This is a genomic window from Lutimonas halocynthiae, assembly GCF_030409835.1.
Classification (GTDB): Bacteria; Bacteroidota; Bacteroidia; order Flavobacteriales; family Flavobacteriaceae; genus Lutimonas; species Lutimonas halocynthiae.
Genome location: NZ_JAUFQO010000016.1, coordinates 505344 through 525053, shown reverse-complemented (window position 1 = coordinate 525053; position 19710 = coordinate 505344). Strand labels below are relative to the sequence as shown.

Below are 19710 nucleotides of genomic sequence, written 5' to 3'. Positions count from 1 at the left end.
AAGGGTTTTTAGTTATTGTTTTTTTGTTGTATAAATTTCTTCCAGTAATTCCATTCTTATCACATCAGCCAAATAATTCTCAATTTGATAGAATTGCATAGCGACAATAGGGTCTGTTCGGCTTTTAATTTTTTTGTAATAGTTGTCAACCAGTTTGTCAGATTTGATCCTTAACGGAATGGCCTGCTTCATAAAATTATCCGCATCTTGTGGTTTAACTTCACCATAATCATCTACGTAACTGGTAAGCAATCTGAAACGTTCTGTGCCAAGATCTTTACGTTTTTCTTCATATTCATCATACAGAAGCCAAAATTCTTGTTCCTGTGAATCATTTAATTCTATAAACTCGCTCACTATATCCCTTTTTTCCATCCCGTAAAGAGACTGCATTAATTGGAGTTCATCCTGTGAGGCCTGACCAGACATTCCGATTGAAAAAGTAAAAATAAATAGTAAGAAAAGTAATCGTTTTATCATAATGGGGAAATTTGAAGAATAAGTAAGTATTTTTATTGTCACAATTTACAAAATTAATCAATTATACTAACTTTACAAAGACACTTAACTTTAAAGACAACATATGATACAACTCGTGATAAATGGTATTCAGCACAATGTAGATGTTTCTCCAGACATGCCCATCTTATGGGTTTTAAGAGACTTTATTGAACTAACAGGCACTAAATATGGTTGTGGTTTGGGCGTATGTGGCTCTTGTACTGTGCTCATGGATGGAAGTCCAATAAGATCATGTATTACTCCTGTTTCAAATGCTGTGGGTAAAAACCTTACTACTGTTGAGGGTGTATTTGAGTTGAACCCGAATATTCAAAAAGCATGGGAAGAACTAAATGTACCTCAATGCGGGTATTGTCAACCGGGGCAAGTGGTAAGTGCTTTGGCCTTACTCAATAAGCAGCCACAACCCACTGATGATGATATAGACAGTGCAATGAGCGGTAATATATGTCGTTGCGGTACTTATGTCAGGATTAAGAAGGCGATTCATTTGGCAGCCTCATTGAATGTAGAACCAGAAAACAAAGAAGTTATATGAAGCAATCGAAAATCTCGAGACGTTATTTTATTAAAAATGTCAGTTTGCTTAGTGGGGGCTTGATTCTTGCTTGTGACACGGGTTCTAATGAAATAAAGGAAACTTTAAAAAATGATACTGATGTTTTTTCTCCGAATTTGTTTGTAGAACTAAAGTCAAATGGTGATTTAATTTTGACCGCATCAAGAAGTGAGATGGGGCAGGGTGTAAGAACTTCGTTAACATCTGTTATTGCCGATGAAATGGATGCAGACTGGTCAAGGGTTACTGTAGTTCAGGCTCCAGGAGATGATGCCTATGGCAATCAAAATACCGATGGTTCAAGAAGTATCAGAACTATTTATCAACCCATGAGAGAAATGGGAGCTATGGCTCGAGGTATGCTTGTATCTGCGGCTGCAAAGCAATGGGGAATTGCAGAGAATGTTTGTAAGACGGAACAACACTATGTTATCAGAACCGATACCGATGAAAGGTTATTTTATGGAGATTTAGCTGTTTCTGCCAGAATGGAAACACCACCTTTAAAGCCAAGGCTCAAATCACCAGAAGAATTTGTTTATATAGGTAAAGGGCTTAAAAGTGTCGATGTCAGTGATTTTGTCAGAGGGAAGAATAAATATGGTCTTGACATTAAGATCCAAGATATGGTTTACGCCTGTATTAAAAGATGCCCGGTGACTTTTGGAAGTTTGGATTCCTTTGATAGCAGTGCTAGCTTAAAAGTAAAAGGAGTTATTAGTGCCAGGCAAATTGATCGAATTAAAAAACCATTTGGTGCGCTAGGTGGTGTAGCAGTAATTGCCTCAAATACCTGGGCAGCTATTGAAGGACAAAAGAGATTAAAAGTTAGTTGGAATGCTGGGGAGAACGAATCTTATTCTTCAGATAGATATATGGACAAAATAACCGCGAATGTTCATAAAAAAGCTAAATTAATTAAGAAAGAAGGTAATCTGCAAAGCGCTTTTAGGGATGCAGATCGTATAGTTGAGGCTACATATAAATTGCCGCATCTTGTTCATGCTCCTATGGAAGCGCCCAACGCAACAGCCCACGTTCATGATGGTATATGTGAAGTTTGGGCTCCGGTTCAGGCACCTCAAGTTACGAGAAAGGAAGTAAGTGACTTTTTAGGAATAGATTTAGATAAAGTAAGCATAAATGTTACTTTTTTAGGCGGTGGATTTGGGAGAAAGTCAAAACCAGATTTTGTGCTGGAAGCGGTAGCATTGTCAAAGATGGAACAAAAACCGGTACAGGTTATTTGGACCAGAGAAGATGATATTCAAAACAGTTATTATCATGCGATTAGTGCACAGTATATGAAAGCCTCTTTTAAAGATAACTCAGTGACTGGTTGGCTGCATCGAACCGCTTATCCATCTATTGCTTCAACTTTTCTACCCGGTATTACGCATGGTGTTGGTGTTGAATTTCGACAAGGAATGATCAATATGCCTTATGAAATAGCGCATAGTAGGTTTGAGAATGGAGAAGCTGAAGCTCATGTTAGGATTGGCTGGTTGAGATCTGTTTATAATATTATTCACGGTTTTTCGATTAATGTTTTTGCAGATGAACTAGCTGTAGCATCTGGAAAGGACCCCTTGGATTTCAGGCTTGAACTTATTGGTTCTGACAGGGTATATCCCTCTGATAACGAATATCAATTGGATACGGCAAAACTGAAAAATGTGTTGCGGATAGCTGCGAAAAATGCAGGATGGGGTAAAGATTTACCAGAAGGGCACGGCATGGGAATAGCGATTCATTATAGTTTTTATACCTATGTGGCATCTATAGTTGAAGTTTCTGTGATCAATAATAAACTGAAAGTGATTAATGTTTTTACAGCAGTAGACTGCGGAACCGTTGTCAATACCGATACAGTGAAATCTCAGTTAGAAGGGGCAGTCATTTTTGGAATGTCCTTGGCTTTTTATGGAGATATTAGTGTAGAAGATGGAGCTGTTAAGCAAAGTAATTTTCATGATTATCAAATGCTGAGAATTCATGAGGCTCCTCTTATTGATATTGAAATTGTTAATAGTGATGAGTTGCCGACGGGCATAGGTGAACCAGGAGTTCCTGTGATAGCGCCAGCCATTGTGAATGCTGTTTATAATGCAACCGGAAAAAGGTTTAGAAGTCTGCCTCTAAAAGCAGAAGATAAATTTCAATAAAAAAAGCCATAGCAAGTTTCAATAGTTGAACATTTAGATTTTAAATGTTATTAGTTTGATCATAAGCCCCCCTCAAGGCTATTTTTTGCTCGCTATGGCTTTTTTGGTAATCATCCCTTTTTAAGAGGAAAAATTAGCAATTTTATTAAAGTTAAGAACTTAATAATACTGTAACGTAGGATGCTCCAATTTATTGTGTAGCTAAAAACATGTTGTATTGATAACAATTCCCCGGATTATCAATTGTTGTTTAAAAGTTCAAAAAGGAGTATATTCGTTTATCAAATTTTTAACCAAAGCCACATGAAATTAGCCGCCTACCTATTAGCCTTTAGCATACTTTTATTGAGTTGTGCAAAACCTTCATATAAGAAAAATGAAATCATGTTAATAGACAAAGAAGAAGTCTCTGAGACCTCTATTTTTGACATTCCCAAAAATCAAAAATTAAGCCCTGATCAGCAAATTGCTTCTGCCATTTTAGCAGCGCCGCAAGAGGCTAGGGAAGAGGCCATGGTTTATGGGTATAGCGAGTCAGGTGAGTTTATGATGTTGCGAGAAGGAAACAATGAATTTATTTGCGTGGCTGATAATCCGGCAAAAGACGGTTTTCAGGTTGTTTGTTATCATAAAAGCTTGGAACCGATGATGGATAGAGGGCGCGAATTAAATGCAGAAGGAAAATCACGTGAAGAAAAGGAAACGATTCGAGATGAAGAAGCAACGTCCGGAAAAATGGCATTGCCCGAAGCACCTGCTACCTTACATATTTATTATGGAGAAAATGCTTATTTCAATGAAGAGACAGGAGTGATAGACAATGGAAAGTACAGATATGTAATCTATATACCCTATGCGACTCAAGAAAGCACAGGCTTGTCATTAGCACCAAACGAATCGAGCCACCCATGGTTGATGTTTCCAGGAAGATATAATGCACATATCATGGTTACGCCAGAATATTAAACGGCAATCTTGCAAGGAATTTAAATCTCGCTCGTCCTAAGCTAAAAATAAAAATATGAGATTAGTTTGGGTCTTTTTATTGGTTATACAAAGTGTGTCAGCTCAGCAAAATGTTAATATTCAGAGTGATTACGGCGCAGCAGGTTACGATGTAGTGGCGTATTTTGATGCTAAAGCTATTAAGGGCCAATCCAAATTTAGCACAGAGCACAAAGGTGTTTCGTATAGGTTCTCTTCAGATAATAATTTAAATAAATTTAAGAAAGACCCCTTGCAATTCCTTCCTCAATACGGAGGTTGGTGTGCTTATGCTATGGCCTCGAAGGGAGAAAAAGTAAAGGTAAACCCAAAAACTTTTGAGATAAGAAATAGCAAGTTGTATCTTTTTTATGATGCTTATTTTGACAATACGTTTGAAGACTGGATAGAAGAAGGACCGGATGAACTGGTTTTGAAGGCAGATGAAAACTGGAAAAAATTTCAATAATCTATTAAAAAGATGATTCCTTTCTGGTATTGAAGCAAAAAAAAACTTGCTAATGCCTTAGACATTAACAAGTTTTTTATGAATTGCTATCAGCGTTTATTTTTTATATAATTTGATGGTTTCGGCCTTTCCATGACTCCAAAGTATAGCATAGTAATAACCTGCTTTAACATTTTTACCCTTATAATTTTTTCCATTCCAAGTAGACTCATAATCCCCGGCATTCTGTGTTTTTCCAACCAGTCTCGATACGAAACGTCCGCGGTTGTCGAATATGTTGATTGCAACATAAGCCCGATTAGGTATCGTATATTTTAAGTTTGTAGACTCACTAAAAGGATTAGGATAATTCTGATGTAACGCAAGAACTATTTCAATTTCTTCTTCTACTTCCTTCTTTTTTGGCAAGGAGAACTTCCATACGTCGTTGTCAACGTTTTTATAATTTTCTGTATCGAAAAAATCAAAAGTTTCTCGGTCTCCACCAAAAGTATATATGGCATCTGAAAATTTACCATATCCTTTTTCAACAACCGCATCAAAATCATATTTGATATCCTCTGATCCATCAGCGTTCCATGGTGCATCACTGACTTTTTCCCATTTCGCCCCATTATAGCTTACCCAAACATCTGATGGGTTTGAAGGCTCATTTCCTAATTTATTCTCTCCTAAACCAAATCCACCAAAAAGAACAAGTTGGTTTTGAGCGACAACTACTTGGTGTCCCGGACGTTTAGACCAATGAGTAGGATTGTCAAGATCTACGTCCTGATTATCAATCATTCGTTTCCAGTTAACACCGTCTTTTGTACGCCATACATCATTAAAGTAGGGCGGACAAGGTTCTTCAAATCCCAAAAAAGGTTGAGTTGGGTCGATTGGAGTACATGTAAATCCTTCTTCTCCTCCCACCATATACATATAACCGCCTTTAACGACAGCAATACCACCAGCTCTTTGAGCCCAATGGGTTGGATCTGGATCTTCCGAATCTATTTCCTGATTTTTTTTGACTCTTTCCCAACGTCTTCCGTCACGAGATCTCCATACGTCATTAAAATATTCACGGGCAGGGGCACCAATAACAACAGCGCTATCATCGTTTACAGAACCACCCATAACATAGATATAGCCCTTAAAAACAGTGGCACTCAATCCGGCACGACCGGCCCAATGGGGTGGGTTATCATCCTCTAAATCAATAGCTTGATTTTGAATCATTTGTCTCCAATTCACTCCATCTCTGGATCTCCACACATCATTAAAAAATTGAGAAACAGGAACCTGTATAGTTGGTTCACACGGTACAATAGGTCCACCAGGAAAAATAGGTTCATCCGGGCAATTTTCTGGCCAATCTTCATTCGGAACTGTGACCAGTGTAAAATCTTGCCCGCCGATAATATACATATAACTTCCTTTTTTTACAGCTTGAAAATAAGCACGATTCGCCCAGTGCTCGGTGAAGTTTGGGTCAGAGGGTACAAGGCCAATCTCCGGAATTAGAGTAGGGGGGTTAGATTCAAGAATCCTTTCCCAATTTTCTCCTTTGTCGGAACTACTCCAAACATCACCATGTATGATGCTAGCTCCCGGAATAGGTATGGGTAAAGGCGTACGTCCACCAAAAATGTAAAATTTTCCTTTGTGATTAAGGGCTTGTAGCCCGGCTCTTTGGTACCAATTATCAGTAGGAGAAGGAATATCGGGACCAAAAGGAAATGGTAATGGAATTGATTCATTTTTCTTGATGATTTTCCAGGTCCAGTCTTCGAGAGATTTGTTTTTATTTCCTTGCCAATCGGGTATTCCATTAGAAGATAAAACAAATACTAAAACAGTTAAAAATAATTTACCAAGCACGTTCCTTGATGAGCATAAATTGGTTGTAGATCGAATAAAAAATTGCAATAAATTTTGAAAAGTAGTTTTATACATAGCATAGGGGATTAGTTATCAGAAAGATACAAAATTTTCTAAAACTATGAAAAAGCTATAAATAAGACTTAAAGTTTGCTATTCTGTGGCCTTTAATTTTTTGGCAATTGCGTCAACTTCGTCTAACACCCTTAAAAGGTTCAATCCCCATATTTTAGCAATGTCAGTTTCGGAATAACCACGTCTTACCAATTCATAGGTAATATTAAAGGTTTCAGAGGCATTGTCCCAGCCTTGGATACCACCACCGCCATCGAAATCTGAACTGATTCCTACATGGTCAACTCCTATGAGTTTAACCATATAGTCAATATGGTCAACAAAATCTCTGACATTCACCAAGGGAAATTGTTTATTGATTTCCTTTTTTAGAGGGCCGGCTTTTTTCATGATCATGTCATAATTATTGTAGGCAGTATGAAGTTCTTCACCACGCAATTTGCTGATTTGAGTCATTGTTAAGTAAGGAACACCTAGTTCTTTAGCAACCTGATCGTAAATAGGCTGACTGGCTTCGTTATTACTTTTCACTTTGTCAAGACTGACATAGTCAGCAAGCGCAACTGTTTGTACAACACCCCCATTGTTCTTTATCATCTTGAGCACTTCATCATCTAAATTACGACTCACATCACTTAGGCCTCGTGCTGAAGAATGGGAAGCAATAACAGGCGCTTTTGAAAGCTGTATCATTTGGATATTTGCCTTTTTGGATGGGTGTGAGAGGTCTATCATAATTCCCAGCCTGTTCATTTCTACAATGGCTTTTTTGCCTAGTTCTGACAGCCCGTTATGCAGCCAAATACTATCCTGTTCTCCTGTATTTGAATCACTAAATTGAGAATGGCCATTGTGAGCCAATGACATATAACGAGCTCCTTTATTATAGAATTCCTCTATTCTGTTAAGATCCTCTCCAATTGGATATGCATTTTCAACTCCAATCATAACTACTTTTTTTCCTTCTTTTTGGATTCTTTTTACGTCGTCTGAAGAAAGCGCTAATTCAATCTGATCTGCTGCATAAACCTCAGTTAATCTATGAATGGCATCAAATTTAGATATGGCATTCTCGTATGCTTTCTTATATCCTTTTTTATCAAGACTCCCTTGACCTGTATAAACAATCAACCAGGATACGTCAAGCCCTCCAGTAATCATTTTCGGAAGATTGACCTGTGTATCCAGATCTTGAGTGTAATTCTTCTCCGCTGTGAAATTGGCTATATTGATATCATTATGCGTGTCAATTGTAATAACCGACTCATGAATTTTTAATGCTCTTTCTCTCCTACTGTTTTCACTCTCGGGAGGCCGAGATTGAGCGGTCAATACTAAAGAGATAAAAAATAATAAAAGGGATAATTGTGTCTTTTTCATTTGAAGATGAATTTTATTTGGCTTAGCGTTCAATGTGGGCTAAAAATACAATAATTTAATTCTTAAAAATCGTATTTATTTTAATTACAAAATAATTTATTGGCGTGTATACTTGAATTATTATTTCAATTAAATGTATTATAACTAATAATACCCTTAATAATTAAAGATTTACTAATAATTACAATTAAAAAATTAAATAATGACAATATTGAATTGTATTGCAGTATAGTTTGGATTTTATTCTACGAACAAAGCTTGTATAATTGATTTTGAACATTGTAAAAAAATATAGATGTGAAGAGTAAAGAATCATTTAAAAAAATAAATTTGCATCTGCCTATGGCAAAATTTCAAAAAATTAGATTTTAAAATATTATGAGTAACACATTATTTGATAAAGTTTGGGATACACATGTTGTAAGGAGCATAAAAGATGGACCTGATGTATTTTTTATTGACCGTCATTTTATCCATGAGGTAACAAGCCCGGTGGCATTTCTAGGTTTAGAAAGTAGAGGCATTGATGTGATCTATCCAAATAGAACTTTTGCAACTGCTGATCACAATACGCCAACTATAAATCAACATCTTCCTGTAAAGGATCCTTTATCTGCGAATCAGTTAGAGACATTAGAAAGAAACGCTAAAAAGTATGGCATTAGCCATTGGGGTCTTGGAGATCAAAATAATGGAATTGTACACGTGGTAGGGCCTGAGCACGGAATTACTTTACCGGGATCAACTATTGTTTGTGGAGATTCACATACTTCTACACATGGTGCCTTTGGTGCTATAGCATTTGGTATTGGTACTTCTGAAGTTGAAATGGTTTTGTCAACACAGTGTATCATGCAACCGAAGCCAAAAAAGATGCGTATCAATATTAACGGTACCCTTGGAAAAGCGGTAGGACCTAAAGATGTGGCTTTATTTATTATTGCAAAGCTGACAACTTCTGGAGCTACGGGATATTTTGTAGAATATTCTGGAGATGTATTCGAGCAGATGACAATGGAAGGAAGAATGACTGTTTGTAACCTGAGTATTGAGATGGGTGCAAGAGGAGGAATGATTGCTCCTGATCAAACTACCTATGATTATATTGAAGGTAGACAATTTACTCCAAAAGGAGCTGATTGGGACAGTGCCATGGCTTATTGGAAAACTTTAAAAACGGAAGAGGGTGCTATTTTTGACAAAGAATTCACCTACGATGCTGCAGAAATAGAACCGATGATCACCTTTGGAACAAACCCAGGAATGGGAATTGGGATCTCAAAAGATATCCCTTTATCTAAGGATGTTACGGGTGGAAAAACTACTTATGACAAGTCATTAAATTATATGGGCTTCAATGAAGGAGAGGCTATGAAGGCCAAGAAAATTGATTATGTTTTTCTTGGTAGCTGTACCAACGGTAGAATAGAAGATTTTAGAGCTTTTACGTCAATTGTAAAAGGCAGGAAAAAAGCGGAACATGTTACGGCATGGTTAGTTCCAGGTTCACATATAGTGGAAGATCAGATTAAGAAAGAAGGTCTTTTGGATATTTTGGAGGAAGCTGGTTTTGAACTACGTCAGCCAGGATGCTCTGCTTGTTTAGCCATGAATGATGATAAAGTGCCCGCCGGAAAATATGCAGTTAGTACTTCAAATAGAAATTTTGAAGGAAGGCAAGGCCCTGGTTCCAGAACCTTATTGGCAAGTCCTTTAATGGCTGCCGCTGCCGCTGTTACCGGGAAGGTTACTGATCCAAGAGAGTTATTATAATTATTGCACACAATAAAGAAATACAATTAGAAATGGCATACGATAGTTTTACAATATTAAAAAGCAGTGCTTATCCTTTACCTATTGAGAATGTTGATACAGATCAAATCATTCCTGCCAGGTTTTTAAAGGCTACTGAGAGAAAAGGGTTTGGCGATAATTTATTTAGAGATTGGAGATACAATGCCGACGGTTCGCCAAAAAAAGATTTTGTTTTAAACAAATCGATTTACAGTGGAAAAATATTAGTTGGGGGAAGGAATTTTGGATCTGGATCTTCAAGAGAACACGCGGCCTGGTCAGTATATGATTTTGGATTTAGATGCGTTATCTCAAGTTTTTTTGCAGATATTTTTAAAGGTAATTGCCTAAATGTAGGTGTCTTACCAGTGCAGGTTAGTGAATCTTTTCTGGCTGAAATATTCGCTGAAATAGAGAAAAATCCAAACACTGAAATTTTAGTAGATCTTGAAAAACAAGAAGTAAGCTTATTGAGCACTGGTTCAGTTGAAAAGTTTGACATCAATGGCTATAAAAAAGAAAACATGCTCAACGGATTCGACGATATCGACTATCTTCAGAATATGAAGGAAGAGATCGTTCAATTTGCTGATCAAAGACCCTTTTAATAAGAAGGCTCATGTCAGAAAGACGTAAAATTGAAATAATGGATACGACCCTCAGAGATGGGGAACAGACTAATGGCGTATCTTTTTCTGCAACTGAAAAGCTTACGATCGCTAAACTATTATTAGAAGAGCTAAAAGTTGACAGGATTGAAATAGCCTCTACAAGAGTATCTGAAGGTGAGTTTAATGCTGTTAAGAGTATTACTGACTGGGCGAAGGAAGCAGGGTTTATTGACAAGATTGAAGTGCTGTCTTTTGTCGATGGCGGTTTGTCTTTAGAATGGATGAATGAGACTGGAGCTAAAGTACAGAATCTATTGACAAAGGGTTCGTTGAATCATCTTACACACCAACTAAAGAAAACGCCTCAAGAGCATTTTACTGCAATTCAAAAAAGCATAAGATCAGGATTAGAGCAAGGGATAGAGACTAATGTCTATTTGGAAGACTGGAGCAATGGTATGAGGAATTCCCCTGAGTATGTATTTGAGTTCCTCGATTTTCTGGCAAAAGAACCCATTAAAAGGGTTTTGTTGCCTGATACGCTCGGTGTTTTAACACCATCTGAATCTTTTGATTTTGTAAAACAAGTAAAGGAACGTTATCCTGAAATGCATATAGATTTTCACGCGCATAATGATTATGACCTTGGCGTAGCCAATGTGCTGGAAGCAGTAAAAGCAGGTGCTGATGGTTTGCACCTTACGGTTAATGGTATGGGTGAACGAGCTGGTAATGCTCCTCTGGCAAGCGTAGTTGCCGTTATAAATGATTTTTTACCAGAAGTCGAAATAGCGGTTAAAGAACAATCTCTATTCAAAGTGAGTAAACTTGTTGAAACGTTCTCGGGATTTAGAATTCCAGAAAACAAACCGGTTCTTGGAGATAATGTTTTTACACAAACTGCTGGAATACATGCTGATGGGGACAATAAAAAGAACTTATACTTTAATGATTTATTACCTGAGAGATTTGGGAGAAAAAGACAATATGCTTTAGGGAAGACCTCAGGAAAAGCAAATATTCAAAAGAATTTACAGGAATTGGGATTGTTCCTAAGTGATGAAGATATTTCAAAAGTTACAAAACGAATTATTGAGCTTGGAGATAAAAAAGAGGTGGTGACAAAAGAAGACCTGCCTTATATTATTTCAGATGTTCTTGACAGTAACTCAGTAGAAGAAAGAGTAGTGGTAGATTCCTATGTATTGACTCACTCGAAGGGTTTAAGACCTTCAACCACTGTTTCTGTAAGAATTGATGGTAACAGTATTCAGGAGAATGCCCAGGGAGATGGACAATTTGATGCCTTTATGAATACTTTGGGAAAAATCTATAAGGAAAAGGGAATGAGTCTTCCTACGCTTACTGATTATGCGGTTAGAATTCCTCCTGGATCTAATTCTGACGCACTTTGTGAAACGGTGATTACCTGGAAGCAAGGTGAGAAAATTTTTAAAACCAGAGGACTTGATTCTGATCAAACCGTTTCAGCGATTGTTGCAACTCAAAAAATGTTGAATATAATTTAGAATAAAATATATAATATGAAATTAAAAATTGCACTTTTAGCGGGTGATGGAATTGGTCCGGAAGTGATCGAACAAGCTGTAAAAGTATCAGACGCAATAGCAAAAAAATTCAATCATGAAATAAGCTGGCATCCAGCCCTTACAGGTGCTGCGGCGATAGACGCTGTTGGAGACCCTTATCCTCAGGAGACCCATGATATATGTGCATCGTCTGATGCCGTATTATTTGGCGCTATTGGGCATCCAAGATTTGATAATGACCCTTCTGCAAAGGTTCGTCCTGAACAAGGATTACTTAAAATGCGTAAAGAATTGGGTTTGTTTGCCAATGTAAGACCAACCTTTACATTTCCTTCCTTGATTGACAAATCTCCTTTAAAAAGAGAAAGAATTGAAGGCACTGATTTGGTGTTTTTAAGAGAATTGACAGGTGGTATTTATTTCGGTAAAAAAGGAAGAGAAGACAATGGTAACACTGCTTATGATCATTGTGTCTATTCAAGAAAAGAAGTACAGCGCCTTGCCAAAAAAGGTTTTGAAATGGCTATGAGCCGTGGTAAGAAGTTGTGTTGCGTAGATAAAGCAAACGTTCTGGAAACTTCAAGATTATGGAGAGAGACCGTTCAGGCAATGGAAAAAGATTATCCTGAAGTTGAAGTTTCGTATGAGTTTGTGGATGCTGTAGCAATGCGTCTTGTGCAATGGCCTAATTCATATGATGTGTTGATCACAGAAAACCTTTTTGGTGACATACTAACCGATGAAGCTTCAGTGATATCAGGTTCTATGGGACTTATGCCATCGGCCTCAGTTGGTGCGGATGTTTCGTTGTTTGAGCCTATACATGGTTCATATCCTCAGGCTACTGGAAAAAACATTGCCAATCCGCTGGCTACAGTTTTGTCTGCTGCTATGATGTTTGAAACAGGTTTTGGCTTACATGATGAAGGAGCTGCTATCAGAGAAGTAGTGAATAAATCTTTAGACGCAGGTATTGTTACGGAAGACCTTGCCGATGGAGGAAAGTCATACGGAACTACTCAAGTTGGTGATTGGTTAGCTGAGAATGTTTAATCTCAACATCTGAATCAGCATAATCTAAAAAAATTAGAAAGCCATTCGTTTAAGAGTGGCTTTTTTTTTTTAGATAAGGGCTGTTAAAATTGTATATATCAGACTTATAGCAGCGATATCTAGGTTTAAATAAAAAATATTCAAAAGAATTGCTATAGAACCTAGTTAAATGAGTATTTTTGCAAGGTTTATTTATAAGGATATATGGTGCTCACAAAACTTGATAACGAAGAAAAGATTATTGGTAAAAAATTATATGATTACCAACATGGTGCCATAGACAAGATTTTTGAAAGAATAAATGACAATCCGAATCAGTATAATCTTCTTTATCAATTGCCTACAGGTGGTGGGAAAACAGTAATTTTTTCTGAAATTGCCCGTCGGTATATAAAAAAGAACCAACATAAGGTTTTAATTCTGACACATCGAATTGAGTTAAGTAAGCAAACTTCAAATATGCTTACTGAATTTGGTGTGAATAATAAAGTAATTGACAGTAGCGTGAAAGAAGTGACAAATGAGGATAAATACTCATGTTTCGTCGCTATGGTTGAAACGCTTAATAACAGGATTAAAGAAGAAAAAGCAGATTTACAGGATATTGGTTTGGTGATTGTTGATGAGGCGCATTACAATTCCTTTAGAAAACTCTTTAAGCACTTTGAGAATTGTTTTATTTTAGGAGTAACTGCTACGCCATTAAGTTCAAATATAAATTTACCAATGCATGAGATCTATAAGGATCTTATCGTGGGTGAAAAGATCACATCTCTTATCGAACAGGGTTTTCTTGCTCAGGCAACAACCTATAGCTATAATGTAAATCTGAGTACTTTGAAAATTGGTGCGAATGGTGATTATACTGTAAAATCATCAGAAGAGTTATATACAAAAAGTGAAATGCAATCGAAGTTGGTTGCAGCCTATGAAGCTACAGGTAAAAACAAAAAGACGCTGATATTTAATAATGGTATCCATACTTCAAGACATGTATACGAAGTATTCAAGAGAGCTGGTTACAAGGTTAATTATATAGATAATACAAATACCAAAGAGGAGCGGAAAGCTGTTTTGAGTTGGTTTAAAAATACGCCAGACGCAATTCTTACTTCGGTTGGAATTTTGACTACAGGTTTTGACGAACCTACGATAGATTCTATAATTATAAACAGAGCGACCAAATCACTTGCCTTATACTTTCAAATGATTGGTAGGGGTTCAAGGGTTATTGATGACAAGAAGGAGTTTTCAGTGCTAGATTTGGGTAACAATGTTTCAAGATTCGGTTTATGGACCGAAGATGTAGATTGGCAATTGATCTTTAAGAACCCTTCATATTTTTTAGAGAATCTTATCAGTGATGATGAAATTGAAAGAAACTTTAAATATGAAATGCCTGAGGCCACTAAGGCCTTGTTCTCCAAATCGACTGATTTTGTTTTTGATGTAAAAAAGGAATATGATGCTGCTATATATACAAGTCAGAAATCAAAAATTGTTCTTGAAAAATCAATAGCGCAACATGCAAAAATTTGTGCGGAGAACAGTGAAGATGTTTTTGATGCGCATATTCTTTCAAGAGAATTAAATGATGAAATTGAATACAGAATCAAACAATATTCATTTTGTATTTTAAAAAGCTCCAAGAATTATTTGAAATGGTTGGAGGAAGACTACAAGCGCCAACTTCGAGTAAAGATCAGCATATTATTTAGATAAAGTTCATCTTTGTTCAAAGGAACATTTGGTAAAATGTTATATTTGTGACACGATATCATGTAATAAAATCTTAAATTTATACTGTTATACAGTTAAATTAATTGTTGTTATTTTCGCGGCTTAATGCTATTAAGAATAAGCTCCATATCTCTTGCCATATTGTTTTTGGCTCAAAGTTTTAACCTCCATTCAGGAGATTTCTTAAAGCTTGACACCCTAATGTCTCATTTGGAATTTCATCAAGAAAAATACGGTGATGATATTTTTGCTTTTATATCAAAACATTATGGCGATAAAAAATCGAGTCATAATGAAGAACCAAAGGATAGTAAAGAACATCAAAGATTACCCTTCAATCATAATATATGCTCAGATTCAGGGCAAATTCTCCTAATTCAATTTGATAAATTGTCATTGGAGATACCAATAAATAATCTAAATTCAAAAATTGATTTTTATTACCAAAACTCCTACTCTTTTCTAGAGAATACAGACGTTTTTCAACCTCCAAAATTCGCATAGTTCAATAATTTAGTACTTCGATAAATGGCTTTACACGACATTATTAGTCTTTCGTGAGCTCTTTGCATCAATTTTTTAACTAATAATTGAATTATGCTTTCTAAAATTATCAACATTAGTCTGAACAACAGACTGAGCGTATTTATTTTCAGTTTTCTAGTCATAGGTTTTGGACTCTACTCTTTGACTAAAATACATATCGGTGCAGTTCCTGACGTTACCAATAACCAAGTACAGGTTATTACTACTTCAAGAAATCTTTCCACTGAAGATATCGAGCAGTTTATAACCTATCCAATAGAGCTGGAGATGGCTAATTTACCAGGAGTAGAGGAGATTAGATCAGTTTCGAAATTTGGTTTATCTGTTGTTACCATTGTTTTTGAAGACGCCATGGGTACTTATTTACCCAGACAGTTGATCTCTGAAAAAATTCTATCGGCAAGTGAAAAAATCCCTGAAGGTTTTGGACAACCTGAGATGGGGCCCATCACAACAGGATTAGGAGAGATCTATCAATATGTACTTGACGTAGAACCAGGTTTTGAGTCAAAGTACAGTGTAACAGAATTGCGATCTATCCAGGATTGGATCGTTAAAAGACAGCTGTCTGGAATTTCAGGAGTCATTGAGGTGAATACCTGGGGTGGGTTTTTAAAGCAATATGAAGTAGCAATCAATACAGAAAAATTGAATGCTATGGATATTACTACAAGTGAAGTATATAAGGCCTTGCAAAGTAATAACTCAATTGCCGGAGGGGCCTATATTGAAAAAAATGATAAAGCCTATTTTATACGAGGTGAGGGCCTTGTTACTGATCTTGAAGATATCAGGAATATATCAGTTAAGAATGTTAACGGACTCTCGATATTTATTAGAGACGTTGCTGAAGTAGGATATGGAAGTGCTATTAGGTTCGGTGCCATTACCGGAAATGGTGAAGGAGAGAAAGTTCTTGGACAAGTAATGATGCTCAAGGATGGAAATTCAAAAAAGGTAATTGACGATGTGAAGGCAAGAGTAAAGGAAATCTCAGGAACCTTACCTGAAGGGGTTGTCATCAATGCATTTTTAGAAAGAAGTGAGTTGATCGAAAGAACCTCCTTTACTGTGGCTGAAAATCTCATCCTTGGATGTTTAATAGTGATTTTTGTTGTTGTATTACTGTTGGGCAATCTCAGGTCAGGATTGGTAGTCGCCTCAATGATTCCCATGACGCTTCTTTTTGCCATTTCACTGATGAATATTTTTCATGTAGATGCCAATTTAATGAGTCTTGGAGCGATTGATTTTGGAATCATCATTGATGGTTCCGTCATTATTGTTGAATTTATTGCTTTTAAACTTGCTTCGAGCCAAAATGAGTTATTGGCATTGGGTGAGGAGGAGAAAAAATTACGAATTAGTGAAATCACTGCTGAAGCAGCTTCCAAAATGATGAATTCTGCCATATTTGGGCAATTGATCATCCTAATTGTGTTTATCCCAATATTGTCATTGAGTGGGGTTGAAGGCAAGATGTTCAGACCTATGGCGCTTACTTTTAGTTTTGCCTTGATTGGAGCCATGATCTTTGGACTTACTTATATTCCTGTCATGTCAGCGATATTTATAAAACCTGTAAAAAGAAACAAAGCTCATATTAGCGAGAAAATAATGATCCTGATCAAGAGGCTCTACGAACCCAGTATTGTTTGGGCACTGAAATTCAAAAAATTTGTTATAGCTATGGCTTTGCTGCTGCTCATTGTAGCCATTTCATTGTTTTCGAGAATGGGTGGTGAATTTGTACCTACCCTTGATGAAGGCGATTTTGTGATACAACCGGTATTAGAAACCGGAACTTCTTTAACCAAAACGATAGAAATTACTACAAGAATTGAAAAGATACTGCTTGAAAATTTTCCAGAAGTGGACCAGGTGGTCAGTAGAATCGGGGCTGCAGAAATCCCTACGGATCCGATGTCAATGGAAGAAAGTGATGTGATTATCAAATTAAAACCTAAAAAGGAATGGGTTTCGGCAAGTACAAAGGATGAACTGGCTGAGGAATTTAAGAAAGCACTTGCGGTTATCCCAGGTATGGAATTGGAGTTCACACAACCAATAGAGATGAGATTTAATGAGCTGATTACCGGGGTTAAATCAGATATAGCTATTAAGATTTTTGGTAATGATTTGAATGTGTTGGCAGAGAAGGCAAACGAGATCAGCAAGCTTGTGCAACCTATTGAAGGCGCTTCGGATATTATTGTTGAAAAAATAGAAGGCTTGCCTCAAATGAAGATTCAATATGATAGAAATAAAATCGCAAGGTATGGGTTGAATATTCAAGAGGTTAATGATATGATTTCGATGGGATTTGCGGGCGCAGTTGTTGGCCAAGTTTTTGAAGGAGAAAAAAGTTTTGACCTGGTCATAAGGCTCGATAAAAAACACCGTGGTGATATTTCTAATCTGCATCATCTTTTTATTGATACTCCGTTGGGTTTTAAAGTTCCTCTGCAAGAACTGGCTAATATCGATTATACCGAAGGTCCTGCCAAAATTTCCAGAGATAATACCAAAAGAAGAATTGTTGTGGCGATTAATGTAAGAAATCGTGACTTACAATCAGTCATCGAAGATGTACAACAACTTATAGAAAGAGATATCAAGCTGCCACCTGGTTATACGATTTCATATGGAGGACAGTTTGAAAATTTACAAAGGGCCAAGGCCAGATTGAAGATTGCGGTCCCTATTGCCTTGACCTTAATTTTTCTGCTACTCTTTTTTGCCTTTGACTCAACTAGGGAAGCTTTTATGATTTTCTCCGCAATTCCTTTGGCTGCCGTAGGAGGAGTGCTGCTTTTGTGGCTCAGGGACATGCCTTTTAGTATCTCAGCAGGAGTAGGTTTTATTGCCTTATTTGGAATCGCTGTGCTTAATGGTATTGTGCTGATAGAACATTTTAAAGAATTAAAACAAAATGGGATGACAGATATAAATAAAATAATTATTCAGGGCACAACAGAGAGATTAAGACCGGTTATATTGACTGCCTTGGCTGCTGCTCTTGGATTTTTACCAATGGCCATCTCCACCGGAGCAGGAGCTGAAGTGCAAAGACCTTTGGCAACAGTAGTAATAGGAGGCTTAGTCTCCTCAACACTTTTGACTATGATTATACTACCCTTATTGTATTCAATATTCAGTAAAAAGTTACAATTAAAACCAACAAGAACTTCAAATTTATTAGTGATTACATTAATAGGTTTAAGTAGTTTTTATGGAGTAACACAAGAAACGCAAAGTTTGGGTCTGGAGGAAATTTCAGCATTAGCTTTAGAGAGTAATGCCGGTTTAAAGGCTTCATCACTTCAAGTGGATCAGGCAGACGCTTTAATTAGTGATGCCTTTACTTTTGATAAAACCCAACTGTACTATCACTATGACGAAAACAATATTGCCTATAATAATAAACCATTGAAGGTGTTTGGAGTAGAACAGGACTTCCTTTTTCCAACACGTTATTTTGCTGGAAAAAAAGTGAATAAGGCAAGGTATGAAATGGAGCATAATTCCTACAGTATCAAAAAAAGGCAATTGGAGCAAAAAGTTTTATCCAGGTTTTATCTTTTGCAATACGAATTGGAAAGAGAAATAGTGTTGCAGCGTTTGGATAGTTTTTATAGAACTTTTGCCTATGCTGCCAAACGTAAGTTTGAAACAGGTGATACCAATTATCTGGAAAAAATTACGGCACAGGCGAAGCAAAAACAACTGCAGACGCTGCATAAACAATCACAGCAAGATGTAGCTTCGGCACTAATGGGATTAAAGGAAGTGGTGCAAAGTGATCAGGAATTTACAGTGAGAAAGGTTCCTCTGATAAAATTAGAGCTCAAACAAATAAGTTTGGAAGAGAATCCTGGTTTGTATTACTATAAAAATAAGAAAGAATTATTTCTCGCACAAAAGAATGTTGCCTCACAAAGCCTTTTACCAGATATTACATTGAATTATTTTGTTGGATCAAATTCTAGCTTAGATGAGAATCTAAATGGCTATCAGATAGGCCTGAAAATTCCAATTTTATTCAGTGGTAATGCTGCGAAGATCAAGGCTTCAAAAATCGCTCAGGAAGTCTTGGATAACCAGGAGAGTGAGTATAGAATTCGGATAAAGGCCAAACAGTCAGAGTTATATGCGCAACTTAAAAAACACGATGAAGCTTTAATCTACTATCAAGAAGAAGGAGAGCAACTATCTCAGGAGATTTTTAAAACTGCAAAAATTAGCTATGAATCTGGTGAGATCAATTTTTTTCAATACATCCAAAGTATGGAAAATGCGCTCGAAATACTACTGGATTATATAAACAATCTGAATACATATAATCAAATAGTTCTGGAAATTAATTATTTAACCCTTTAAGTTGTTGTAAATGAAT

The 19710-nt window shown here is 36.6% G+C and carries 14 protein-coding genes; 11 read left to right on the top strand and 3 right to left on the bottom strand.

What is annotated here, in order from left to right:
* Nucleotides 1–12: 12 nt before the first annotated feature.
* On the bottom strand, nt 13–480 hold the full coding sequence (locus QWY87_RS15360) for a hypothetical protein (RefSeq protein ID WP_290292857.1): 468 nt from the start codon (nt 478–480) through the stop codon (nt 13–15).
* A gap of 103 nt (nt 481–583) precedes the next feature.
* Here QWY87_RS15360 and QWY87_RS15355 point away from each other — a divergent pair, with 103 nt between their 5' ends.
* From QWY87_RS15355 to QWY87_RS15340, 4 genes are all read left to right on the top strand, one after another.
* On the top strand, nt 584–1060 hold the full coding sequence (locus tag QWY87_RS15355; RefSeq protein ID WP_290292856.1) for a (2Fe-2S)-binding protein: 477 nt from the start codon (nt 584–586) through the stop codon (nt 1058–1060).
* The gene (locus QWY87_RS15350; protein ID WP_290292852.1) at nt 1057–3246 is read left to right on the top strand and encodes a xanthine dehydrogenase family protein molybdopterin-binding subunit; all 2190 of its coding nucleotides are present in this window, start codon (nt 1057–1059) and stop codon (nt 3244–3246) included. The genes QWY87_RS15355 and QWY87_RS15350 overlap by 4 nt, the downstream gene beginning before the upstream one ends.
* A 303-nt stretch (nt 3247–3549) precedes the next feature.
* Nucleotides 3550–4212, top strand: a complete 663-nt coding sequence (locus QWY87_RS15345; protein ID WP_290292850.1) for a hypothetical protein — start codon at nt 3550–3552, stop codon at nt 4210–4212.
* Nucleotides 4213–4267: 55 nt separating this feature from the next.
* Nucleotides 4268–4699, top strand: coding sequence for a YHS domain-containing (seleno)protein (locus QWY87_RS15340; RefSeq protein ID WP_290292846.1), 432 nt, complete (start codon nt 4268–4270; stop codon nt 4697–4699).
* Between the two features lie 96 nt (nt 4700–4795).
* On the opposite strand, the gene QWY87_RS15335 is transcribed toward QWY87_RS15340, so the two are convergent.
* Together QWY87_RS15335 and QWY87_RS15330 are read right to left on the bottom strand one after the other, a co-directional pair.
* Nucleotides 4796–6640 (bottom strand): FlgD immunoglobulin-like domain containing protein, encoded by a 1845-nt coding sequence (locus tag QWY87_RS15335; RefSeq protein ID WP_290292843.1) that lies wholly within the window; start codon nt 6638–6640, stop codon nt 4796–4798.
* A gap of 78 nt (nt 6641–6718) precedes the next feature.
* Nucleotides 6719–8020, bottom strand: a complete 1302-nt coding sequence (locus QWY87_RS15330) for a dipeptidase (protein WP_290292840.1) — start codon at nt 8018–8020, stop codon at nt 6719–6721.
* A 378-nt stretch (nt 8021–8398) separates the two neighbouring features.
* On the opposite strand from QWY87_RS15330, the gene leuC reads away from it, so the two are divergent.
* The 7 genes from leuC (at nt 8399) to QWY87_RS15295 (ending at nt 19694) form a co-directional block, all read left to right on the top strand.
* A complete protein-coding gene (gene leuC / locus QWY87_RS15325; RefSeq protein ID WP_290292835.1) occupies nt 8399–9793 on the top strand; it encodes a 3-isopropylmalate dehydratase large subunit in 1395 nt (464 codons plus the stop codon).
* Nucleotides 9794–9825: 32 nt separating this feature from the next.
* The gene (gene leuD / locus QWY87_RS15320; protein ID WP_290292833.1) at nt 9826–10422 is read left to right on the top strand and encodes a 3-isopropylmalate dehydratase small subunit; all 597 of its coding nucleotides are present in this window, start codon (nt 9826–9828) and stop codon (nt 10420–10422) included.
* A gap of 11 nt (nt 10423–10433) precedes the next feature.
* Nucleotides 10434–11954 (top strand): hydroxymethylglutaryl-CoA lyase-like TIM-barrel protein, encoded by a 1521-nt coding sequence (locus QWY87_RS15315; RefSeq protein ID WP_290292831.1) that lies wholly within the window; start codon nt 10434–10436, stop codon nt 11952–11954.
* Nucleotides 11955–11969: 15 nt separating this feature from the next.
* Nucleotides 11970–13028: a 3-isopropylmalate dehydrogenase gene (gene leuB / locus QWY87_RS15310; protein ID WP_290292830.1), complete on the top strand. Its 1059-nt coding sequence runs from the start codon at nt 11970–11972 to the stop codon at nt 13026–13028.
* Between the two features lie 204 nt (nt 13029–13232).
* Nucleotides 13233–14750, top strand: a complete 1518-nt coding sequence (locus tag QWY87_RS15305; RefSeq protein WP_290292829.1) for a DEAD/DEAH box helicase — start codon at nt 13233–13235, stop codon at nt 14748–14750.
* Between the two features lie 123 nt (nt 14751–14873).
* Nucleotides 14874–15272, top strand: a complete 399-nt coding sequence (locus QWY87_RS15300) for a hypothetical protein (protein WP_290292827.1) — start codon at nt 14874–14876, stop codon at nt 15270–15272.
* A gap of 93 nt (nt 15273–15365) precedes the next feature.
* Nucleotides 15366–19694 (top strand): CusA/CzcA family heavy metal efflux RND transporter, encoded by a 4329-nt coding sequence (locus tag QWY87_RS15295; RefSeq protein WP_290292825.1) that lies wholly within the window; start codon nt 15366–15368, stop codon nt 19692–19694.
* The last annotated feature ends 16 nt before the right edge of the window (nt 19695–19710 follow it).